This is a genomic window from Stappia sp. TSB10P1A (assembly GCF_900185725.1).
Classification (GTDB): domain Bacteria; phylum Pseudomonadota; class Alphaproteobacteria; order Rhizobiales; family Stappiaceae; genus Stappia.
In genome coordinates this window covers 411,148-435,054 of record NZ_FYAU01000036.1, presented here as the reverse complement: position 1 = coordinate 435,054, position 23,907 = coordinate 411,148, and the positions used below count along the sequence as shown (strand labels likewise).

Sequence of the window (23,907 nt, the reverse complement as noted above, 5' to 3'; positions counted from 1 at the left end):
TCCGCTTTGACGACTCCCGCGCCCCCGCAGCGCCCTCGCCACGGACGCGGCCGGCGGTGTCGGCAAGGGGCGCCGCGCGCCGCGCCGGCGGGCCGCGACACTTTGCGAGCCGCTTTTGCCGCTTCGCACAAATGCCTGAAAATCGGGGCAATTTTGTCAGATTCACTTTTTGTTTGATTAACCAATCGGGTAAACAATGTTGCCGTTCGACAACAGGTGCCGGACATGCGGATGCGTGCGCCCATCCGCCTTGGACACCCGCCCGCGAGGGTGCTAACAGAAGCGGGCGTGACACGTCCGCATTGTCACTACCGAGGCCTTGATGCGTTTTCTGATCCCTGTTTTCCTTGCGTTTTCGCTTGCGGGCTGTGCAGGCCTGCCAGGGCAGGGACCAGCCGCGATCACCATCACCTCCGAGGAGATCGAGGGCGACGCTCTCAGCTCCAACTACGTTCTTCTGACACTCGACCGGCAGACGGTCGCCGCCGTGCACGACTATCGCCCGGCACCGTTCTCGCGCCATTTCGCCTCCGTGCCGGGCGCCGGCCGCTCGACCCGCGTCGGCATCGGCGACCGCCTGGTCGTGACGATCTGGGAAGCGGCGCCGGAAGGCCTGTTCTCCACCGCCGACGGCAAGAACGTCTCGGTGCCGGTGGTGGTCGACGAGACCGGCCATATCTTCATTCCCTATGCCGGCCGCATCCAGGCCAACGGCCTGACGGTCGAGGGCCTGCGCTCCTCCATCCAGGAACGGCTGAAGGGCAAGGCGATCGAGCCGCAGGTGCTGGTGCTGGTGGAAGGCAACGAGAGCAGCGGCGTCGTCGTCGTCGGCGACGTGATGAAGCCCGGCCAGTACACCATGTCGGTGCGCGGCATGCGCCTGCTGGAAGCGGTGGCGCGGGCCGGCGGCTCGCGCGAGGCGACCTACGAGACGGTGGTGACGGTCAAGCGCGGCTCGCGCTCCGGCGAGGCCCGCCTCGTCGACCTGATCGAATATCCGGAAAACAACATCTGGCTGACGCCGGGCGACAATGTGCTGGTGACGCACAAGCCGCGCACCTTCTCCGCCTTCGGCGCGGTCCAGAGCACCCAGCTCGTGCCGTTCAAGACCGAGTCGGTGACGCTGGCCGAGGGCCTGGCCCAGGTCGGCGGCCTCAAGGACTTCTTCGCCGATGCCGGCGGCATCTTCCTGTTCCGCTACGAGGACCGGGAGCTGATCCGCAAGATCCGCGGCGAAGAGGTGGCGAAAAGGTTCTCCAAGAGCCGCGTTCCGGTGGTCTACAAGCTGAACCTGCGCGCGGCCGAGGCGTTTTTCCTGGCCCGTTCGCTGGAGATGCGCGACAAGGACATCATCTACGTCGCCAACCATCCGACGGCGGAGTTCGGCAAGTTCCTGCAGATCATCGGCCCGCTGCTGACCAGTGCCAGATCGATCGATGCGCTGGCCAGCAATTGACGTCGGACCTCGCCCCGGCGAGGGGACGTCCGCCGGTGATGCAGACGCTGGCCCGCCGCCGTGCCCGCGTCGCACTGGACGCCTGACATGCCGCAAGAGACGCCAACGCGCACGGTTCTGTTCCTGCAGGGTCCGCCCTCGGATTTTCCGCGCGTCGTCGCCGATGCGCTGGAGGCGCGCGGCCACCGCAGCTTGCGCATCAATCTCAGCCTCTCCGACTGGCTGCTGTGGCACGATGCCCGCTGCACCAGCTATCGCGGCAGCCTGACGGACTGGCCGGCCTTCCTGGAGGCCTATGTCCGCAAGCACGGCGTCACCGACATCGTCTTCTACCAGGACCGCTTTCCCTACCATTCGGCGGCGATCGAGCTGGCCGGCCGGCTCGGCCTGCGCACCGTCGCCTATGAGAACGGCTATCTGCGGCCCGACTGGATCACCGCCGAACTCGACGGCATGTCGGCGCGCTCGCTGTTTCCCGACGACGTGGCGGCGATCCGCGAGGCGGCCTCGGTGCTCGCCCCCATCGACCTGACGGTGCGCTATCGCCATCCGTTCTGGCTGGAGGCGATGCACGAGGTGGTGTTCCACCTCGTCAATTCCATCGTCTTCCTGTTCTGGCCGCGCTTCACCCAGGACAAGTTCTATCACCCGATCTTCGAATATCTGGCGATGGTGCCGCGGCTGGTCTTCGCCCGCAGCCGCGACCGCAACGCCAACATCCTGATCGCCGACCTGATCGAGTCGCGCTGCCCGTATTTCGTCTTCCCGCTGCAGCTCCAGAGCGACTACCAGCTCCGCTACAATTCGCAATACGGCCATCTCGCCGAGGCGCTGGACGAGGTGCTGGCTTCCTTCGCCGCGCATGCGCATCTGGCGGCGCATCTGGTGGTCAAGATCCACCCGATGGACCAGGGCATCGAGCCGTGGGGGCGGATCGTCCGCCAGCTCGCCCGCAAGCACAAGGTCAAGCACCGGGTGCATCTGGTCGATGGCGGCCATCTGGTGACGCTGCTGGAACACGCCTCCGGCGCGCTGATGGTCAACTCGACGACGGGCCTGCACGCGGTGCGGCTCGGCTGCCCGGTGAAGATCCTCGGCGTTGCCGTCTACGACCTGCCGGGCCTGACCTGCCAACTGCCGCTCGACCGGTTCTGGAGGACGCCGCAGGCGCCCGATGCCGGCGTCTACGACGCGGTGCAGCGGCTGATGGGCCACGCGATCCAGATCCAGGGCAATTTCTACACGGACGAGGGCAAGCAGGCCGCCGCCGACGAGTTGGCGCGGCGGCTGACGCAGAACGGCATCAACGAGCCCGCCGCCTGCGTGCGCCCGGCGCCGCGCACGGAAAAGGCCCGGCGGCTCGGCATTCCGATGAGTTTTGCCGAGGAAATGCGGGCGCGCGGGCGCGTCGGGCGGTGGTGGCGTGCCTGGCGCGGCTGAGATGCGCGGCAGCCGCGCCCGGCATTTCCTGTTCCTGCAGGGGCCGCTGTCGCCGCTCTACCGCAGGATCGGCGAAAGACTGGCGGCGGCCGGTCACCGGGTGACGCGGGTCAACTTCTGCAGCGGCGACTGGCTGCGCTGGCACGGGCGCGAGTGCCGGTTCTGGCGCGGGCGCCTTGCCGACTGGCCGGCCGAGGCGGCGCGGCTGATGGCGGAGGGCGCTGTCACCGACCTCGTGCTGCATGGTGACACGCGGCCCTATCACCGCCCGGCGGTGCTGCAAGCCGAGGCGCGCGGGATTGCGGTGCATGTGACCGAACTCGGCCTGCTGCGGCCGGGCTACATGACGCTGGCGCGCGGCGGGCTCGGCGTGCTGAGCCGGCTGCCGGACGACCCGGCGGCGATCCGCCGGGCGGCGGCGCGGCTGGGCGAACCGGACCTGTCGCCGCGCCATCCCGGTTCCTTCGCGCTGGAGGCCTGGCAGGACATTGCCTATCATCTGCCGAATGTGGCGGGCTTTCCGCTGCATCCCTTCTATCGCCGGCACACGCCGAGCCATCCGCTCGCCGATTACCTTGCCTGGGTGCTTCGGCTCGCCGGCGAGCGGCGGCGCAGGAGCGAGGCGGCGCGCATCGAGGCGGCGCTCTTGGCGGGCGACGGACCGCTGTTCCTGCTGCCGCTGCAGGTGGAGGGGGATTACCAGATCCTGGCGCAGTCGCAATTCGGCACGATGCGCGCGGCGCTGGCCCATGTGATCGCCGCCTTTCGCGACGGCGCGCCGAATGCGGCCCGGCTGGTGGTGAAGGCGCATCCGCTCGACAATGGCGCGGTCGACTGGCGGGCCGAGATCGCGCGGCACGCGGGCGCGGATCGGGGCCGGATTGCCTTCCTCGACGGCGGCTCGCTGGCAGCGCTGTTCCCGCGCCTTGCCGGGTTGGTGACGGTGAATTCGACCGCCGGGCTCGACGCGCTGCGGGCCGGCGTGCCGGTCGCGGTGCTGACGCCGGCGCTCTACGACATGGCGGGGCTGACCAATCGCGAGCCGCTCGCCGAGTTCTGGCGGGCGCCGGAGCCGCCCGATCCGGCGCTGCTCGCCGATTTTCTGAAAGTGGTGGTGGCAAGCTCGCAACTGCGCGGCTCGATCCACAATCGCGCGGGGCTGGACGAGGCCGCCGCGACGATGAGCGCGCGGCTGCTGGACGGGACCGCGCCCGATCCGGACTGGCATGTCGAGCCGCCGCCGCGCCTTGCCCGCGCCCGCGCGCTGGGGGTGCCGCTGTGAGCGCGTCGCCGAAATGCCGGCGCTGGCTGCTGGTGGATAAGGGGCTTCGGCCGCATGCCGCGGTGCTCGCCGCGATGCTCGGCGCGCCGGCGGTGACGGCGACCCGGTCGCCGAAAAAGGGCGAGGGGCTGGTCTGCCGTGCCGGCAGCGGCGAGGTGCAAGAGGGCGCGCGGCAGGCGGCGGAGGCCGGCACTCCGCTGCTGCTGGCCGGGCTGCTGCGGCTCGAGGCGCCGCCGGCGCCGCTGGCAAGCGAGACGCTGGTGGCGGCGCTCCTGCCGGTCGATCCGGCGACGGTCCTGAGAGACGGCGAGGCTGCGGCGATCACGGCGGCGGTGGCGGCGCTGGAAGCGGGCACTGGTGAAGCGGGCACTGGTGAGGACACGGCCGGCTGGGGTGCGGCGCTGTGCCGGCGCTTCGGGGTTGCCGAGAACCGGGCGGAACTGGTGCTGTCGTTGGCGCATGTCCATCCCTCGCCCTACGAGGCGGCGGCCGCATTGCCGGCGGTGCTGGCGCTGCAGGGGGTGGCGGCGGCGGCGCGGCGGGCGGAGGTTTCGCAAAAGCCGCTGTTCTGCTTCGGCGCCAAGTCCTGGAACCACGCGACAATCCGTGCCGCGCTGGCCGGCCCCGGCGGGGATTTCGCCTTCTGTGCGAGCGCGGACGAGGCGATGGCCCGCGCCGCGCGCGAGGGCGGACGGGCGCTCGGCTGGGCGGCCGGGGTCACAGCGGAGGCCGAGGCGGCGGCGGCGCGCGCGGGCGTCGAGCTGTGGCGGATCGAGGACGGCTTCCTGCGCTCGGTCGGGCTCGGCGCGGGTCTTGCGCGCGGGGCCTCGGTCGGCTTCGACGACGAGGGCATCTATTTCGACGCGCTGCGACCAAGCCGCATGGAGCGGCTGCTGGGCGAACGGGTGCTGTCGCCAGTGGAACGCGCCCGCGCGGAGGGGCTGATCGCCCGCATCCGCAAGGCGCGGGTCACCAAGTACAATGTCGGCGGCACGGGCGCGCTGCCGAGCGTGCCGAGGGACCGCACGGTGATCCTGGTGCCGGGGCAGGTGGCGGACGATGCCGGCGTGCGCCGCTCGCTGTCGGCGACGATCGACTGCGCGGCTTGCCAGAACGTCAATCTGGAGCTGCTGCGCCAGGTGCGCGCCCGCAACCCGCAAGCGCATATCCTGTTCAAGCCGCATCCGGATGTGGCCGCAGGCCTGCGCGCCGGTCGGCTGGAGCCGCGCGAGGTCGAAGGGCTCGCCGATCAGGTGGTCGAGGGCTGCGATATTCTCGACCTTGTCGATCTCGCCGACCGGGTCGAGACCTTCTCCTCGCTGAGCGGCTTCGAGGCGCTGCTGCGCGGCAAACCCGTCACCGTCTACGGTATGCCGTTCTATGCCGGATGGGGGCTGACGGACGACCTGACGGACTGCGCAAGGCGCGGGCGGCGGCTGGATCTCGCAACGCTCGCCCATGTCGCCTTCATCGACTATCCGCTGACGGTCGATCCGGTGAGCCTCGTGCCGTGCGGGCCGGAATTCCTGATTTCGCGGCTGGAAAGCCAGCGGGCGAGCACCCGCCACCGGATCGCAACGCGGATCCGGCAGGAACTGTCGTGGCTCGGGCGCAAGCTGGGGCTCTAGCTGGCCGTCCTAACTCGTCTGGCGGACGCTTTTGACCAGCGACGAGAAGCCGACATTCTCTTCCCGCATCTTCGCCAGTTCCTCGGCCGTGGCATCGACCGCGCGGTCGATCTGCTCGGCGCTGTGCTCGCTGGTGATGAAGAAGCGGATGCGGGCGGATTTTTCCGCGACCGCCGGGAAGACGATGGGCAGGGCGTTGATGCCGCGTGCCAGCAAGCGGTTGGACAGCGTTGCGGCGCCGATGGAATCGCCGACGATGACCGGAATGACGCTGAGCCCGGCACTGGGGCCGGTGTCGAGGCCGGCGGCGCGGGCCCGCCCCAGGAAGCGCTGGCCGTTGGCGGCAAGCCGCTGCACGCGCTCGGGCTCGCGCTCCATCAGGTCGGCGGAGGCGATCGCCGCCCCGGCCAGCGCCGGCGACAGGCCGACGGAGAAGACGAAGCCCGGCGCGGTGGCGCGCAGATAGTCGCACAGGGCCTTGGAGCCGGCGATATAGCCGCCGCAGGCCGAGAAGGTCTTCGACAGCGTCCCCATCCACATCTCGACGCTGCGCGGATCGACGGAATACTGCTCGGCGAGCCCGCGCCCGGTGGCGCCGAGGACGCCGACCGAATGGGCCTCGTCGACGAGCAGCCAGCAGTCGAAATTCTGCTTCAACCGGATCAGGCGGGCAAGGTCGGGATAGTCCCCGTCCATGCTGTAGATGCCCTCGACGACGATCAGCACATGGTCGAACTTGTGCCGGTTCTGCGACAGCAGTTGCTCCAGCGCGTCGAGATCGCCATGCGGGAAGTTCATCCGCGCCGCGCCCGACAGGCGCGCCCCCTCGGTGACCGAATTGTGCACCAGGGAATCGGTGAGGATGAGATCGTCGCCCTTCATCAGGTGGCCGATGACGGTGACGTTGGTGGCATGGCCGCTGACCATCACCACCGCGTCCTCGACGCCGTGGAGGCGGGCGAGCCGGTCCTCGAGCTCGCGGTGGATCGGCCGTTCGCCGGCGACGACGCGGCTGGCCGAGGCGCTGGTGCCATAGGTGGCGATGGCGCGGGTGGCGGCCTCGTTGACCGCCGGATGGCCGTTCAGCCCGAGATAGTTGTAGGAGGCGAAATTGTCGAAGGTCCGGCCGTCGATCACCGTGGTGGCGCCGGCAACGCCCGCATGGGCGCGGAAGAACGGATTGTCGAGGCCGATGAGATCGGCCGCGGCCCGGTGCATGCGCAACTGGCGAAGCTGCGGCAGCTCGGAAAAGTCGAAGGCGGCGGGGCCGGGCGGCGGCGGCACCGGGGCGGCCGGGCGCGCGGGCTGGCGCTGGCGCGCCGCCTTGTGACCGGCGCGCAGACTGGCCATCAGCTCGCGCCGCTCGTCCGACTTGCTGCCGTGATGATCCAAGTTTCCCTCTCCTCAAGAACCGGGCCTTGCGCCCGCTGGCCCACTATAGCAGCGAGCGGACGTTGCGCGTGCGTTCCTCGACCTCGGCCGCCACCTCGGCCAGCGCCTCCGCGTCGCCGTCGAACACGTCCTCGCCGAGATGCTGCATGGCGTTGGTCCGTGCCTCGCTGGACAGGTCGGCGCCGTTGCCGCTGTCGCCCGACAGGACCTGATCGGCGATGCGCGCGGCCATGTCGGCGAGGGTCGCGCCGTTGGCCAGCGACATCAGCGGAATGTCGATGCCGAACTGGCGCTCCGCCGCCATGCGCAGCTCCAGCGCCATCAGCGAATCCATGCCGACTTCCGTGAGCGGACGGGCCGGGTCGATGTCGTCCTCGCCGATGCGCAGGATGCGGCCGATCTCCACGGCCAGCAGCTTGCCGATCTTGGCGATGGCGCCGGCCCGGTCGAGCCCCTTGACCAGTGCGGCAAGGTCGATGGCGCCGCCTTCGCCGGACCCGTCATTGCCTGCCGAGATCCCCAGCCGCTCGGCGAAGGGCGTGGCGAGCAGGGCAAGGTCGCGCCGGGCCGCCGCCCAGTCGATGCGGGCATAGCCGGGCGCCGCCGCGCCGACGTCGTCCTGCGGCAGGGCCATCAGCACCGCCAGCCCGTCCAGCGCCTCGCGCGCCGAGAGCGCATGGCGGCCGAGCTTGCGGGCCAGCAGGTCGCCGACCTCGGCGTTGCGGGCAAGATAGCCGGCGTCGGAGATCGCGCCCCAGGCGACCGCAAGGCCGGGCAGGCCTTCCGCCCGGCGGCGGGCGGCAAGACCCTCCAGATAGCCGTTGGCGGCGACATAATTGGCCTGCCCCGGATTGCCGACCAGGGTTGTCGCGGAGGAGAACATCACGAACTGGCGCAAGGCGTCGCCCCGCGTCAACCGGTCGAGAAGCTGCGCGCCGCGCACCTTCGGCGCCAGCACCGCGTCAAGCTGCTCGCGGGTGAGATTGGCGAGCAGCGTGTCGTGCAGCACCATCGCCGTGTGGAAGACGGCCTGGATCGCCCCGGCCTCCTTGCGGATCGCGGCAAGGGCGGCGGCGACGGCGCTCTCGTCGGCGGCGTCGCACGCATGGCCGACGACCGTGACGCCGCGGCGGCCCATCGCCTCGATGAGGGAAGCGGCCTCCGGCGTGGTGGCGCCGCGCCGCGACAGCACGTCGATGCGCGTCGCGCCCATGTCGGCGAGCCGGCCGATCAGAGCCGCGCCGAAACCGCCGAACCCGCCGACGACGACCAGGCTGCCGGCGTCGCCCTCGAAGCGGACGGGCGCGGGCGCGGCAGGCCGGGCGGCCGGCTGCTGCGGCGGGCGGATGACGATCTTGCCGATATGGCCGGCCTTCTGCATCAGCCGGAAGGCGGCGACCGCCTCACCGGCCTCGAAGGCGCGATAGGGCAGGGGCGACAGGGCGCCGTCGGCGAAGAGCTGCATCAGCTCGTCGAGCAGCCGCTCGGCCAGCGCCGGCTGGTGGATCAGGAGCTGGTCGGCATCGATGCCGAAATAGCTGAGGTTGCGGCGGAAGGGCCTGAGGCCGAGATGGGTGTTCTCGTAATAGTCGCGCTTGCCGAGCTCGAGGAAGCGGCCGAAGGGGGCGAGCACCTCGATGCTGCGCTCCATCGCCTCGCCGGACAGCGAGTTGAGCACCACCTCGATGCCCCTGCCGCCGGTCAGCCGCATCACGTCGTCGGCGAAGGTGAGCGAGCGGGAATCGAGCACATGGTCGACGCCGAGCCGGCGCAGCAGGCTGCGCTTTTCCGGGCTGCCGGCGGTGGCGATGATCGTCGCGCCGATATGGCGGGCGACCTGGATCGCGGCAAGGCCGACGCCGCCGGCGCCGCCATGGATCAGCACGGTCTCGTGCGGCTCCAGCCGGGCGAGCCGGTGCAGCGCGTAATAGCTGGTGAGGAAGGCGACGGGGATGGTCGCCGCCGCTTCCGGATCGAGCCCTTGCGGCGTGCGGGCGCAGCCCTTTTCCGAGACGGTGACGCGGCTGGCGAAACAGGCCGGGGCGAAGGCGATGACCTTGTCGCCGGGGCGCAGGCGGCGGGCCTGCGGGCCGGTGGCAACGACCGTGCCGGCGCATTCCATGCCGAGCGTCGGGCCGGCGAACCCGTCCTCCAGCGCCTCTTCCGGCAGCAGGCCGAGCGCCCACATCACATCGCGGAAATTGAGGCCGCTCGCCTCCACCGCGATCTCGACCTCGTCGCCGACAAGGGCGCGGGCGGGAACCTGCGACCAGGCGAGGCGGTCGAGCGAGCCCTGCTGGGCGATGTCGAGGCGCAGGGTGCCGCCGTCCGTCTGCGTGTCGCCCGTGCGCGGCAGGTCCGGGCCGCGCTCGAGCCGCAGGCCGAGGCGCGTGTCGCCGTCGATCACCAGCTCGCGCTCGTCGCACTGGCCGGCGCCGACGATCTCTGCGGCAAGGCGCAGGGCGGCGGCGCTGGCATCGAGATCGCGGCGGATGTCGACGAGCCTGAGGCCGGCGGAGGGGAATTCGTTCATGGCGACGCGGCCGAAGGTCCACACGCCGGTCTGCACCGGGTCGGGCGCGGTGCCGCGGGCGAGGGCGCGCGCGCCCTCCGGCGCGACGAGCATCACCGGGCCGGTGGCGCTGCCGCGCCCCTTGAGCATCTGCGTGAGCTGCCAGGTGCGGGCCGAGAGCAGGGCGCTGGCATCCTCGCCAGATCCGGAGCCGCTCCCGCTATAGGCGCCGGCGAGATGGACGATGCCGTCGCGGGCGGCAGCGGCAAGCATCGTGCCCTCGCTCCAGGTCGCGGGATCGTCGAGATCGGCGCGCAGCAGGTCGTCGCCCTTCGTCGGCGTGCCGGCGGCGACCAGCACCGCCTCGATGCCATGCGGCTTCAGGCATTCGCGCAGCGCCGAGGCGACGGCCCGCGACGGCCCCTTGGCGTCGCAGACGATCGCCAGGCGGCGCGGCTCGGCCTCGCTGTCCGCCGCGCCGTTGCCTTTGCCGTTGGCGGCGCTGGCGCGGGCCGGGGCGGCCGCGACGAGAATGCTGGCGTCGATCTCGCCGCCGGCGAGCGGCAGCGCCTGCGCGTCCGCAAGGCCGAAGGCGGCAAGGCGGGCCTGCCAGGCCGCGCGGTCGAGCAGCGGGACGGCGGGAAGCGGCGCGCCGGGAACGGCCGTCCACCAGTCGGCGCCGGTGCCGAGGATCAGCTCGGCGTCGGTGGCGGGGGCGCGCTCCAGCGCCAGAAGCTGGCCGCCGGGCGACAGCATCGCGACGAGATCCTTGAGCAGCGCATCGCCGGCGCCGCTCAGCGTGTCGCAGCAGACCACCAGATCGTAGGGCCCGCCCTCGATGAGCGCGCCGTCCTCCGGCGACAGGAAGCGCGTCTGGGCGCTGCCCTGCCAGTTGCGGCGCAGCCGCTCGACGGTCGCCGGCGACGGATCGCTGACGGTGAGCGTGGCGTTGTAGGGCGACAGCAGCGTGTCGAGATGGCGGGCGGCGGCGAACGAACGCTCGCCCAGCACCAGCACGGAGAGCGGAACCTCGCGCGGCCAGTCGGCGACGGCGCGTGCGGCAAGGTCGAGACAGGCGCGGCGCAGCGCCTGCGCCGCCGGATCGGCATTGCGCCAGCCGGCCAGCAGCGCCGAGGCGAAGACATCGCCGGCGCTGGCCGGCAGCCCGCCCCGCAACAGGTCCGGCAGATCGTCGGCAAGGCGGGCGAGCAGGGTCGCCTGCGAGCCGTGGGCGCCGGCCTCGAAGACCAGCGTCTGCACCAGCGAGGCGGGGTCGAGCCCGTCGGCGGGATCGGCGATGCGCCAGGCGCCGTCCTCCTGATGGGCGAGGTCGTGCTGCGCCAGCAGATGCAGGAAATGGGCGGCGAAGGCGGCGGCGCTCTCATGCAGGGCGCCCGCGCGGATCCGGTCGGCAAGCAGGAAGGGCTCGTCGCCAAGCACCGCATGCAGCGCCCGGTGGGCGACCGTGCGGGCCAGCGCGTCGGCGAGCAGGGCAGCGTCGGAGGGGTCGTAGTCCTCGCTCGCCACCAGCCCGAGCTCTTCGGCAAGCGCGGCGAGCGGCCGGACGACCGGCGCTCCGGTTTGCGCCGGGGTCAGCAGGCGGGGAACGACGCGGTAGTGCAGCCGGTGGTCGGTATCGGCCATGTGGAACTGCACCGCCTTGAAGCGGGCGCCCGTCAGCCGCGCGACGAGGCCGCCCTCGGCGTCGAGATAGTCGAAGCTGGCAACCAGCGAGCGGGCGCTGCCCTTGTCCACCCGGATGCGCACGGCAACGGGAAGGGAGGCGGGGGCATGCAGCTCGACCGCGCCGAAGCGGATCGGCAGGAAGCCGCCGCCGACGGGTTCAGTGCGCTGGCCGAGCAGGGCGAAGAGGCCGTGGAAGCCGGCATCGGCAACGGCCGGATGCAGGGCGAAGGTCTCCGGCTCGGACAGGGCGGCGGGGGCCAGCAGGCCGAGCCGCGCCTCACGCTCGCCCGACAGCACGGCACCGTCGGCAAGGCGGAAGGCCGGGCCGTAGTCGAGGCCGTGCGCCAGCGTCAGCCGGTAAATCTCGTCATGGGAGACCTCGATGCCGGCCGCATCGGCCGCCACCTGATGGGAAACCTCGGTGCCGGCCGCATCGGCATCCGCCTGCGGCGCGGCGCCGGACACCGCCAGCGTGCGGAACCCGGCCTTGGCATAGAGCGACCAGTCGGCGCCGGAAAGGCGCTGGCGGGCATGGATCTCGATCACCCGGTCGTCGGGCGACAGGCGCACCATGGTTTCGAAGGTCTTGCCCTCGTCGAGCACCAGCGGGCGCAGGATTTCGAGGTCGCGCACCTCGATGCGCGCCTCGCCGGTCCATTGCAGCGCGGCGCGCAGGGCCATCTCGATATAGCCGGCCGCCGGGAACACGGCGGTCTGCTCGACCTTGTGGTCGGCGAGGAAGGGCAGCAGGTCGAGGTCGACGACGTTGAACCATTCCGCCGTCTCCGGCCGCAGCCGCTTGCCGGCCAGCGGCCAGCCGCGCTCGCCATGGGCGGTGATGCGCTCGTCGGTCTCCGGCGGCAGGAAGGACGTGAGCTGCCAGGGATAGCTCGGCAGCACCGGCAGGTTGCGCCCTTCCGGCCCGACATAGCGGTCGAGATCGGCCGCCGCGCCATGGGCGACGATGCGCGCGGCGATCGTGTCGATATCGGGGATTGCCGCGCCTTCACCGCGCGGCGCCTCCAGGCTGGCGAGCACCGGCGTCTGGTTGCCGACGCTGCGCAGCACGTCGCGGATATAGGTGGTGAGCACCGGCTTGGGGCCGATCTCGACGACGAGGTCGACCGGCTGCTCGGCAAGGCGCGCGACCGCGTCGGTGAAGCGCACCGGCCGGCGGACGTTTTCCCACCAATAGGTGGCGTCGGGGGTGATCTCGTCCTGCTCCGGCGTGACCGAGGAGAGGAAGGGGATCGCCGGCTTGCCGCATTTCAGCGTCCCGAGCGCCTCGCGCAGCGGCGTCTCGATGGGATCGACCAGCGCGCTGTGGAACGGGTAGGCGATGTTCAGCTTGCGCAGGGCCCACCGCTTCTTGCGGGCGAGGCGGGCGAAGGCGTCGATGCTCTCGGACGGGCCGGAAATGGTGACGCTGCGCGGCGAGTTGAGAGCTGAGAGCTCGATGCCCGGCAGGCCGGCTTCAAGGATCGCCGCCTCAGCCTCCTCGGGCGGAAGCAGCAAGGCCGCCATGCTGCCGAGATGGCGCACCACCTCCTGCTGCGTCGAGCGGGCGTGGATGATGCGCGTCGCCGTGGCAAGATCCAGCATGCCCGAGCACCAGGCCGCCGCCACCTCGCCGACGCTGTGGCCGAGCACGGCGGACGGGGCAAGGCCCCGCGCCTTCAGCGCGCTGACCAGGGCCACCTGCACCGCGAAGAGCAGCGGCTGGGCGATCTCGGTCCGCTCGATCTCCGTCTCCAGGTCCTTGGAGAACAGCATGGTGACCAGCGACCAGCCGGACACCGTCATGAAATGCCGGTCGACGAGTTCCAGCGCCTCGCGGAACGCCTTGTCGCCGGAATAGGCCTGCTGGCCCATGCCGGCCCATTGCGAGCCGTTGCCGGAAAAGGCGAAGGCGACGCCGCGGGTGCGCGGGGCGGTCTTGCCCTCGATGGCGGCGGGCGCCTCCTTGCCCTCGGCAAAGGCCGTGAGCGCGGCGAGCTTGGCGACGCTGTCGCCGAGCACGACGAGGCGGTGGTCGTGCAGGTCGCGGCGGCGGGCGGCGGCGTCGATCACCGCACCGGTCTGCGTGCCGGGGTCCGCGACCAGCGCGGCATAGCGGCCGGCCAGGTCGCGTAGCGCCGCTTGCGAGCGCGCCGAGATCACCAGCGGCGCGGTGTCGGCGACGCGGCTGTCGCAGGGCTGCGCCGGCTCCATGTCGCCGATGACGGTATGGGCATTGGTACCGCCGAAGCCGAAGGAGTTGATGCCGGCAAGGCGCGGGCGCTGCCCTCGCGGGAGCGCGACCGGCTCGACGGCGACAGCAAGGTTGAGGCCGGCAAAGTCGATATTCGGGTTCGGCTCGTCGAAATGCAGCGACTTCGGCAGCCGGTCGTGCTGCAGCGCCAGCACCGACTTGAGGATGCCGACAAGGCCGGAGACCGGCTCGAGATGGCCGACATTGGTCTTGACCGAGCCGATCGGCAGCGGCGCGCCGCGCTTGCGGCCGATGGCGGTGCCGAGCGCGTTGGCCTCGGCCGGGTCGCCGACCTGGGTGCCGGTGCCATGCGCCTCGACGAAGGCGAGATCGTCCGGCGAGATGCCGAGCTCCTCGCTATAGATGCTCTCCAGCAGCGTCTTCTGCGCCGGGGAGGAGGGCAGCGACAGGCCGGCGGTGCGCCCGTCCGCATTGATGCCGGTGGCGAGGATGCGGGCCCGCGGCTCGCGCGCGGTGGTGTCGCGCTGCAGCACCAGGGCGACCGCGCCCTCGGAACGGACATAGCCGTCGCCGGAGGCGTCGAAGGCCCGACACAGGCCCTGCGGCGACAGCATCGAGGCGCGGGCGAAGCCGATGAAGGAGAAGGGGCTGAGCAGCAGGTTGACGCCGGCGACGATGGCCGTGTCGATCTGCCCGCTCTCGATGGCGCTGACCGCCTGGTGCAGCGCCACCAGCGAGGAGGAACAGGCGGTGTCGAGCGTGAAGCTCGGCCCGCGCAGGTCGAAGGCATAGGAGACGCGGTTGGAGATGATCGACAGCGTGTTGCCGGTCATCGTCTGCACGTCGACGGAGGGCAGGTCGAACAGCAGCCGCTGGTGATAGTCGAGGCCGGAGGCGCCGACATAGACGCCGGTCTGGCTGCCGGCAAGGTCGCAGGCGCGCAGGCCCGCGTTCTCGATCGCCTCCCACACCACCTGCAGCAGCAGCCGCTGCTGCGGGTCGATCTGCACCGCCTCGCGCGGCGAGATGCCGAAGAAGCTGGCGTCGAAGCCCCACACGTCGTCGATCTGGCCGGCGGCGAAGGTGAAGCTGCGCCCGGACACGCCCGGCCGGGGATGATGGAAGCCGCGCGTGTCGAACCGGTCGCCGCCGATCTCGGTGACCGAGCACAGCCCGTCGTCTAGCAGTGTCCAGAAGGCATCCACTGTGCCGGCCCCGGGAAGGCGGGCCGCATAACCGGTAATGACGGTGCTATTCGCGCGCAAGGACATTCAGAACTCTTCCGTAGCGGTGCTTTTCGGGCAACGGCGGTCCTGCGACCGCCACCGCATGTTGTCGTCGGGTTGCATACCCCTGCAACCGCCCTGCCGGAGGCCGGCTCCCATCCTTGTCCGGGATGGGTCCTGCCACCGTCCCCGACAAGGTCTCTCAATCAGCTTTGGTCCCCGCCTGCCACCAGCCGGGACCCGTTCGAACGGCCTCAATATAACAGCACGAGACGGTCTTCAAAGCGTCGATAATATAGCAATATTGCATTGCAGCATAAATTTCTCCAGATATTTGTTCCCCAGCGGAATCATTGAGCGCCGCATCGGAAATGGTCAGTCTTTCAAAATGATGACAGTCAACCCTCGTTGCGTTGCAACAGTTTCCTCTCCCAGGCAAGAGCGTGCCCGGCGATGACCTCGATATCGTCATGGGCCGGCCGCCAGCCGAGCCTTGCAACAATCCTGCCGTTGTCCGCCACCACGCTGGCGATATCGCCCGGCCGCCGCGGTCCGGTGTGGACGGGAAAGTCGCAGCCCGCCAGCCGCTTCACGGCGGAAATCGTCTCCAGCACCGTATAGCCCCGGCCGTAGCCGCAATTCAGCGTGAAGCCGGGGCTCCCCTCGCGCAACTGGTTGAGGGCGAGGTAATGCGCCTCCACAAGGTCGGCGACATGGATGAAGTCGCGCTCGGCGGTGCCGTCGCGGGTCGGATAGTCGGTGCCGTGGATGGTCAGCCCGTCGCGCAGGCCGAGCGCGGCCTCGCAGGCGACCTTGAGCAGATGCGCCGCGCCCCGCGTCGAATGGCCGGTGCGCCCGAGCGGATCGGCGCCGGCGACGTTGAAATAGCGCAGCACGCCGCAGCGCAGGCCATGGGCGCCGGCGATGTCGGCAAGCATCCGCTCGCTCATCAGCTTCGACATGCCATAGGGGGAGGTGGGCAGCGTCGGCGCGTCCTCGCCGACCGGATCGCCGCCGACCTCGCCATAGACGGCGGCGGTGGAGGAGAAGATGAGATTGGCGATGCCCGCCGCGCGGCAGCCCTCGACAAGTGCCAGCGTCGCGCAGGTGTTGTTGCGGTAGTATTTTTCGGGGCGCTCGACGGATTCGGGCACGGAGACCGAGCCGGCGAAATGCAGCACCGCGTCGACCGGTTCGCCGGCAAGGGCGAGCGCGCGGCCAAGGGCTTGCGGATCGGCGACATCTCCTTGCAGGAAGGCAGCGGCCGGCGGCACCGACCAGGCGTGCCCGCCCTCGAGCGTGTCGAGCACGACGACCCGCTCGCCCGCGTCCAGCAGCCGCCACGCCATCTGGCTTCCGATGTAACCTGCTCCGCCGGTTACAAGAACCGCCATGCTCCCCTCCCGCGGCCGTCCGCCACGCGCCGTTTCGGATGCCGCGGCACCCGGTCGCCCGATGGTGTTAGCGGGTTGACAAACGGCTGGCAAGCGAACAGGAACGCAGCCGGACAGGCGCGCTCGCGAGCGGTTGGCCGAAGCGGTCCGCAACGCGGCCGGCGAGCACCCGGTTCCAGGATCCTCGCCGGGACCCTCATCGGGACCCTCATCGGGACCCTCAAGGGATCCTGCCTGCAAGATCGTGACGTGAACAGCACCGGTCCGGCCCGCGCCGCCGCCTCCCGGCCCCCGCAGGCCCGTTTTTCCAGGAAACTCCAGGAGCACGCATGCGCATCGCAATGATTGGCACCGGCTATGTCGGCCTGGTCTCTGGCGTCTGCTTTTCGGAATTCGGCTTCAAGATCGCCTGTGTCGACATCGACGCGGGCAAGATCGAACGGCTCAACGCGGGCGAGGTGCCGATCTACGAGCCGGGCCTCGACGGGCTGATCGAGCGCAATCTGGCGGCCGGCCGGCTGTCCTTCACCACCGATTTCGACACGGCGGTGGCCGGCGCCGACGTGGTCTTCATCGCCGTCGGCACGCCCTCGCGGCGCGGCGACGGCGAGGCGGACCTCACCTATGTCTATGCCGCCGCGCGCCAGATCGCCAAGGCGATGCGCCCCGGCACGGTCGTCGTGATCAAGTCCACCGTGGTCGTCGGCACCTGCCGAAAGGTCGCCGAGATCATCCGCGAGGAGCGGCCCGGCGTCGACTTCTCCATCGCCTCCAATCCGGAATTCCTGCGCGAAGGCTCGGCGATCGAGGACTTCATGCGGCCCGACCGGGTGGTGGTGGGCGCCGAGGACGAGCGCGCGGAAAGCGCGCTGCGCCGCCTCTACCGGCCGCTCTACCTGCGCGAGACGCCGATCCTCGTCACCTCGCTGGAAAACGCCGAACTGACCAAATATGCCGCCAACGCCTTCCTGGCGCTGAAGATCACCTTCATCAACGAGATCGCCAACCTGTGCGAGAAGGTCGGCGGCGACGTGCAGAAGGTGGCGAGCGGCATCGGCCTCGACAACCGCATCGGCTCCAAATTCCTGCATGCCGGCCCCGGCTTCGGCGGCTCGTGCTTTCCCAAGGACACGACGGCGCTGGCCGCGACCGGCCTGAAGCACGGCGCGCCGCAGCGGCTGGTCGAGGCGACCATCGCCGTCAACGAGGAGCGCAAGCGGCAGATGGCGGAGCGGGTGCTGGAGGCGCTCGGGCCCGAGACTGCCGGCAAGCGCGTCGGCATTCTCGGCATCGCCTTCAAGCCGAACACCGACGACGTGCGCGACGCCCCCTCGCTGGTGATCGTGCCGGCGCTGCAGGCGGCCGGCGTCATCGTCGTCGCCCACGATCCGGAGGCGCGCAGCCAGGCGGAACCGCTGCTGCCGGGCCTCGAATGGCGCACCGACCCCTATGAGGTGGCGGACGAGGTCGATGTCCTCGCGGTCATCACCGAGTGGAACACCTATCGCGGGCTCGATCTCGCCGAGATCGCCCGGCGCATGCGCGGGCGCGCGGTGGTCGACATGCGCAACATCTGGCAGGGCTCGGATGTGGTCGCCGCCGGCCTGCACTACCGGGGCATCGGCAAGACGCCGCTCGCTCTCGGCTGAGCGGCGGGGCAGTAGCCACGAACGGATCACCACTGGAGAGACACCATGCGGATGACGGACGACATGCGGGCGCTGAGAGCGCTCTGCCTGGAGGCGGGGGCGGTGCTGCTCGACTATTTCCACGGCGGCGTCGCGGTGGAGAGCAAGGCCGACGACAGTCCGGTGACCGAGGCCGACCGCCGGGCCGAGGCGATCATCCTTGCCGGGCTGGCCAAGGCGTTTCCGGGCCTGCCGGTGGTCGCGGAAGAAGAGGTCGCCGCCGGCCGGCTGCCCGAGGAGGTCGGCGAGCGCTTCTTCCTCGTCGATCCGCTCGACGGCACCCGCGAGTTCATCTCCGGCCGCGGCGATTTCACCGTGAACATCGCGCTGGTGGAAAAGGGCGTGCCGGTGATGGGCGCCGTCTACGCGCCGCATCGCGGTTCGCTCTATCTCGGGCGGCTCGGTGAGGGCGCGGTCGAGGAGACGGTCGCAGTGGGAAGCGGCGGCGGCGAGGTGGTGCCGCTGCGCGTGCGGGCCGCGCCGAGGGTGCCGCCGGTGGCGGTCGCCAGCCGCTCGCACCGGGACGCGGAGACCGACGCGCTGCTCACCGCGATGGGGGTGAGCGACACGGTCAGCGTCGGCTCCTCGCTGAAATTCTGCCTGGTGGCGCGCGGCGAAGCGGACCTTTATCCGCGCTTCGGCCGGACCATGGAATGGGACACGGCGGCGGGTCACGGCGTGCTGCTGGCCGCCGGCGGCAGCGTCAGCCGCCTCGACGGCGCGCCCTTCCTCTATGGCAAGCGCAACCAGCCGCACGACGCCGACTTCGCCAATCCGGGCTTCCTTGCCGCCGGCACGAGCGATCTCGTGCGCGCCGCCGCCGCCAAGGTCGCCGGAACGTCCGCTGCCGGCTGACGCAGGAGAGGGCTGACAACGGCGGATAGCGCGGGCGCGCCGTCGCCGCCGCTCTGGCAGCCAATAGGCCCCGGATCTCGCGATGCTCGTCCGGGGTGACGGCCGAGAGGATGCGAGCGGGTCGGCCTCTTTCTCAGGACGTCATCCCGGCCGCAGGCGAAGCCGGAGAGCCGGGAGCCATTGGCACCCTCGGCAGGCGCGAGGCGGGACGCACCGCCACCTCCTCGGCTGTCATACCTGCGAAGGCAGGTATCCAGTATCCGCCGGGGCGGGTGGGTGTGCGAAGGCAGGAGCTTCCGGCGGCAGTGCCGAGGCCTCACTCGAACCGTTCGGGGTTACTGGTTCCCGGTCTTCGGCTACGCCGAAACCGGGGCGACACTCTGTGTGTGGGGTTCGCGCGGGCGTGTCCTCGCCGCCGTTCCTGACGCACATGCCTCTCCTTGGCGTCTTCCCGGACGAGGCCGGAGGCCGAAGATCCGGGATCGGGGAGGCACGGCGGTTGCGGGGGCGTTCGGGAGTGCCGTCGTGAGGCTCCCGGCTCTCCGATCCCGCATCTTCGCTGCGCTGCGTGCGGGATGATGCGGGGAGGGTGGTGAGCGGGCGCGAACGTCGTCCGGAGGACGTGGAGACGTTCCGGTGTCCTCGCCGCCGCTCTGGGAACCAATAGGCCCCGGATCTCGCGATGCTCGTCCGGGGTGACGGCCGAGAGGATGCGAGGCCGTGCCTCCTCTTCGGAGGTCATCCCGGCCGCAGGCGAAGCCGGAGAGCCGGGAACCATTGGCACCCTCGGCAAGTGTTTTGTCACACACGCCTCCCCCTCGGAGGCCGTCCCGGCCGCGAAGGCCGTCGAGGCACCCGCAAAAGCTGCGAAATGACAGAGATTTTTTAACGACGGCCGTTTGTCGGCAATCCTGTTTCTCGCGCTGGGGCGCGCGGCTGCGTAAGTCGTGGACGATAGCTGCCGGGAGCAGCGGACGGGACGGTCGCGCCGAGGGCGCTCCGGCCGCCGCCGCGCATCTCCCGGCCTCGTGCACGAGGAGACATCCGTGTCCAACCGGGGAAGCCATCTGCGCCGTCTCGAGGCGCAATCCATCGAGATCATCCGAGAGGTCGTCGCCGAGATGTCGCGACCGGTGATGCTCTACTCGATCGGCAAGGATTCGAGCGTCATGCTGCATCTGGCGCGCAAGGCGTTCTACCCGGCGCCGCCGCCGTTTCCGCTGCTGCATATCGATACGACCTGGAAGTTCCGCGAGATGATCGCCTTCCGCGACCGCATGGCGGCGGAAGCGGGCATGGAGCTGCTGACCCATACCAACCGGCAGGGGCTGGCGGAGGGCATCAACCCGTTCGACCACGGCTCGTCCTACTACACCCAGGTGATGAAGACCGACGCGCTGAAGCAGGCGCTGTCGCATTACGGCTTCGACGCGGCCTTCGGCGGCGCCCGGCGCGACGAGGAGAAGTCGCGCTCCAAGGAGCGGGTGTTCTCCTTCCGCACCGGCTCGCATGGCTGGGACCCGAAGAACCAGCGCCCGGAACTGTGGTCGATCTTCAACACGCGGGTGCGTCCGGGCGAATCGCTGCGCGTCTTCCCGCTGTCGAACTGGACCGAGCTCGACATCTGGCAATACATCCGCTCCGAAAACATCCCCATCGTGCCGCTCTACTACGCCGCCGAGCGCCCGGTGGTGGAGCGCGACGGCATGCTGGTGATGGTCGACGACGAGCGCCTGCCGCTGCGCCCCGGCGAGGTGCCGCAGAGGCGCCAGGTGCGGTTCCGCACGCTCGGCTGCTATCCGCTGACGGCGGCGATCGATTCCGCCGCCACCACCCTCGACGAGATCGTCACCGAAATGCTGATCGCCCGCACCTCGGAGCGCTCCGGCCGGCTGATCGACCACGACGAGGCGGCGTCGATGGAAAAGAAGAAACGCGAAGGCTATTTCTGAGGATCGATCCATGAACCAGGCATTGCCTTCCCTCGCCGGCCAGGCGCTCGACCATCTCGGCGATCACGAACGGAAAGGGCTCTTGCGCTTTCTCACCTGCGGCAGCGTCGACGACGGCAAGTCGACGCTGATCGGCCGGCTGCTGCACGACACCAAGCGGCTGTTCGAGGACCAGGTGGCGGCCCTGCAGAAGGACTCGCGCAAATACGGCACGCAAGGCGAGGAGCTCGATTTCGCGCTGCTGGTCGACGGGCTGGAGGCCGAGCGCGAGCAGGGCATCACCATCGATGTCGCCTATCGCTTCTTCGCCACCGAGGCGCGCAAGTTCATCGTCGCCGACACGCCGGGCCACGAGCAATACACCCGCAACATGGCGACGGGCGCCTCCAACTCGGATCTGGCGATCATCCTGATCGATGCGCGCAAGGGCGTGCTGCAGCAGACCCGCCGACACTCCTTCATCGTCTCGCTGCTGGGCATCCGCCATGTGGTGGTGGCCGTCAACAAGATGGATCTGGTCGGCTACGACCGCGAGGTGCTGCAGCGCATCCGCGCGGAGTATGAGGCGTTCTCGCAAGGCTTCGGCTTCGAGACGCTGGAAGTCATCCCGATGTCGGCGCTGACGGGCGAGAACGTCACCCGCCGCAGCGAAGCGATGGACTGGCACGACGGCCCGACGCTGCTGGAGCATCTGGAAGCGGTGGAGGTCGCCGGCGAGGACCGCCTCGGCCCGTTCCGCATGCCGGTGCAATGGGTGAACCGCCCGAATCTCGACTTCCGCGGCTATGCCGGCACCATCGTCAGCGGTGCGATCCGCCCCGGCGACAAGGTGGCGGTGGCCGCCTCCGGGCGCGTTGCCACGGTGGCGCGCATCGCCACCATGGACGGCGACCTGGACGAGGCGGTGGCGGGCGATGCGGTGACCATCACCCTTCAGGAAGAGGTCGACATCTCGCGCGGCGACGTGCTGAGCCCGCCGGAAAGCCGGCCGGAGGTCTCCGACCGCTTGAGCGCCCATGTGATCTGGATGGGCGACCAAGGGCTGCGCACCGACCGCAACTACGTGATCAAGGCCGGCAAGCGCAGCACCACCGGCGTGGTGGCGCGCATCGAGCACGGCATCGACGTCAACTCGCTGAAGCACCTGCCGACGAGCACGCTGGCGCTGAACGAGATCGGTTTCTGCGAGATCCACCTGAGCGCGCCCATCGCCTTCGACCCCTACGAGGTCAATCGCGAGATGGGCTCCTTCGTGCTGATCGACCCGCTGACCAACCAGACGGTCGGTGCCGGGCTGATCTGGGCGAGCCTCAGGAAGGCCGACAACATCCACCGCCAGGCCTTCGACATCGACCGGGCGGCGCGCGCGCGGTTGACCGGCCAGACGCCGCGGGTGCTGTGGTTCACCGGCCTGTCGGGCGCCGGCAAGTCGACCATCGCCAACCTGGTCGAGCAGCGGCTGCACGCGCAAGGACGGCTGACCTTCCTGCTGGACGGCGACAATGTGCGCCACGGGCTCAACCGCGACCTCGGCTTCACCGAGGCCGACCGGGTGGAGAACATCCGCAGGGTCGGCGAGGTGGCGCGGCTGTTCACGGAAGCCGGCGTGATCACGCTGGTGTCGTTCATCTCGCCGTTCCGCTCGGACCGGCAGATGGCGCGCGATCTCTTCGCGCCGGGCGAGTTCGTCGAGATCCATGTGCACGCGCCGCTGGACGTCGCCGAGACGCGCGATCCCAAGGGCCTGTACCGCAAGGCGCGGGCCGGCGAGATCAGCAATTTCACCGGCATCGACAGTCCTTACGAGGCGCCGGAGGGGGCCGAACTGGTGCTCGACACGGTGGTGCGTCCGGCCGAGGAACTGGCCGACGAGGTGATCCGCTATCTCGGCCTGTAGGGCTTGAGGCCTATGATGAAAAAACCGGCCGGACGACGCGCGTCCGGCCGGTTTTGCCGTCTTTTTCGGCGGTCCTGCCCGCGAATTGAGCGCAGGCCAAAATTGCTTGATGCTTGGGCAATTGCGGGGCAGTCTCTCCGGTGACCCTTCATAAAAACACCAGTGGGGACACCATGCGGAGACTTTTTGGCATTGCTTTCGCCCTGACGCTGGCCGCGCCGGCGGCGATGGCGCAGACCGAGATCAAGTTCACCCTCGACTGGAAGTTCGAGGCCCCGGCCGCGCCCTTCTTCATCGCCCAGGACAAGGGCTATTTCGCCGAGGAAGGCCTTGCCGTCACCATCGACACGGGCGCGGGCTCGCGCGAATCGATCCCGCGCGTCGCCACCGGCGCCTATCAGATGGGATTCGGCGACATCAACGCGCTGATCAAGCTGATGGATGAGCAGCCGGACCTCAAGGTCAAGGCGGTGATGATGGCCTATGAGCGCCCGCCCTTCGCGGTGATCGGCCGCAAGAGCCTCGGCGTCACCGAGGATCCGAAGTCGCTGGAAGGCAAGAAGCTCGGCGCCCCGCCGCCGGACGCCGCCTTCGGCCAGTGGCCGGCCTTCGTCGATGTCGCCGGCCTCGACACCTCCGGCATGACCATCGAGAATGTCGGCTTCCCGGTGCGAGAGCCGATGCTGGCCCAGGGCCAGGTCGACGCGATCTTCGGCTTCTCCTTCTCCTCGGTGATCAACCTGAAGTCGCAGGGCGTGCCGATGGATGACATCGCCACGATCCTGATGGCCGAGAACGGGCTCGACCTCTACGGCAACGTGGTGATGGTCAACACCGACTTCGCCGAGAGCAATCCGGAGGCGGTGAAGGGCTTCGTCAAGGCGCTGGTGCGCGGCTTCCTCGACACGATCGCCGATCCGGAAGCCTCCGTGCCCTACGTCCTGAAGCGCAACGAGGTGCTGGACGAGGCGACCGAGATCGACCGCATCCTGATGGCCGTCGAGGGCTCCATCGCCACCCCGGCGGTGAAGGCCAACGGCTTCGGCGGCGTCGACATGGCCAAGCTCGCCCAGTCGATGGAGTATCTGAAGGCCTCGATGGGCGTGAGCGACACGCCGCCGGCGCCGGAACGGGTGTTCGACCCCTCCTATCTGCCGCCGGTCGAGGAGCGGATGATCAAGTAAGGCCTGCGCCCGCGCCGTTTCTCCTCGTCTCGCGAGACGGGAAGGGGAGGCGCGGGCGTCGTTTCCTCAGGCTTGTCCGCGCCTGCCGGAAAGCTCGCCCATG

At 70.0% G+C, this 23,907-nt stretch carries 12 protein-coding genes; 9 read left to right on the top strand and 3 right to left on the bottom strand.

The features are described 5' to 3' along the window. The first annotated feature begins 322 nt into the window (after positions 1–322). From TSB10P1A_RS20575 to TSB10P1A_RS20560, 4 genes are all read left to right on the top strand, one after another. Positions 323–1,456: a polysaccharide biosynthesis/export family protein gene (locus tag TSB10P1A_RS20575; protein WP_186389815.1), complete on the top strand. Its 1,134-nt coding sequence runs from the start codon at positions 323–325 to the stop codon at positions 1,454–1,456. Positions 1,457–1,543: 87 nt separating this feature from the next. Next, positions 1,544–2,896 carry a capsule biosynthesis protein gene (locus TSB10P1A_RS20570; protein WP_186389814.1) on the top strand — a complete coding sequence of 451 codons (1,353 nt, stop codon included), beginning with the start codon at positions 1,544–1,546 and terminating at the stop codon, positions 2,894–2,896. A gap of 1 nt (position 2,897) precedes the next feature. Beyond that, the gene (locus tag TSB10P1A_RS20565) at positions 2,898–4,178 is read left to right on the top strand and encodes a capsule biosynthesis protein (protein ID WP_186389813.1); all 1,281 of its coding nucleotides are present in this window, start codon (positions 2,898–2,900) and stop codon (positions 4,176–4,178) included. Beyond that, on the top strand, positions 4,175–5,806 hold the full coding sequence (locus TSB10P1A_RS20560; protein WP_186389812.1) for a hypothetical protein: 1,632 nt from the start codon (positions 4,175–4,177) through the stop codon (positions 5,804–5,806). Before TSB10P1A_RS20565 ends, TSB10P1A_RS20560 begins: the two co-directional genes overlap by 4 nt. Positions 5,807–5,815: 9 nt before the next feature. On the opposite strand, the gene TSB10P1A_RS20555 is transcribed toward TSB10P1A_RS20560, so the two are convergent. The 3 genes from TSB10P1A_RS20555 to galE form a co-directional block, all read right to left on the bottom strand. Then, positions 5,816–7,156 carry an aminotransferase class I/II-fold pyridoxal phosphate-dependent enzyme gene (locus tag TSB10P1A_RS20555; protein ID WP_186390090.1) on the bottom strand — a complete coding sequence of 447 codons (1,341 nt, stop codon included), beginning with the start codon at positions 7,154–7,156 and terminating at the stop codon, positions 5,816–5,818. A gap of 85 nt (positions 7,157–7,241) precedes the next feature. Then, positions 7,242–14,879, bottom strand: coding sequence for a type I polyketide synthase (locus TSB10P1A_RS20550; RefSeq protein ID WP_186389811.1), 7,638 nt, complete (start codon positions 14,877–14,879; stop codon positions 7,242–7,244). A gap of 353 nt (positions 14,880–15,232) precedes the next feature. Further along, positions 15,233–16,228, bottom strand: a complete 996-nt coding sequence (gene galE / locus TSB10P1A_RS20545; protein ID WP_186389810.1) for a UDP-glucose 4-epimerase GalE — start codon at positions 16,226–16,228, stop codon at positions 15,233–15,235. A 329-nt stretch (positions 16,229–16,557) separates the two neighbouring features. Here galE and TSB10P1A_RS20540 point away from each other — a divergent pair, with 329 nt between their 5' ends. From TSB10P1A_RS20540 to TSB10P1A_RS20520, 5 genes are all read left to right on the top strand, one after another. Further along, positions 16,558–17,877: a UDP-glucose/GDP-mannose dehydrogenase family protein gene (locus TSB10P1A_RS20540; RefSeq protein WP_186389809.1), complete on the top strand. Its 1,320-nt coding sequence runs from the start codon at positions 16,558–16,560 to the stop codon at positions 17,875–17,877. A gap of 51 nt (positions 17,878–17,928) precedes the next feature. Beyond that, complete coding sequence (gene cysQ, locus TSB10P1A_RS20535) at positions 17,929–18,771, top strand: 3'(2'),5'-bisphosphate nucleotidase CysQ (protein WP_186390089.1); 843 nt, start codon at positions 17,929–17,931, stop codon at positions 18,769–18,771. A 1,028-nt stretch (positions 18,772–19,799) separates the two neighbouring features. Then, on the top strand, positions 19,800–20,723 hold the full coding sequence (gene cysD, locus TSB10P1A_RS20530) for a sulfate adenylyltransferase subunit CysD (RefSeq protein ID WP_371515147.1): 924 nt from the start codon (positions 19,800–19,802) through the stop codon (positions 20,721–20,723). Between the two features lie 10 nt (positions 20,724–20,733). Next, positions 20,734–22,620, top strand: coding sequence for a sulfate adenylyltransferase subunit CysN (gene cysN / locus TSB10P1A_RS20525; protein WP_186389807.1), 1,887 nt, complete (start codon positions 20,734–20,736; stop codon positions 22,618–22,620). Positions 22,621–22,793: 173 nt separating this feature from the next. Continuing rightward, positions 22,794–23,804 (top strand): ABC transporter substrate-binding protein, encoded by a 1,011-nt coding sequence (locus TSB10P1A_RS20520; protein WP_186389806.1) that lies wholly within the window; start codon positions 22,794–22,796, stop codon positions 23,802–23,804. Positions 23,805–23,907 lie beyond the last annotated feature (103 nt).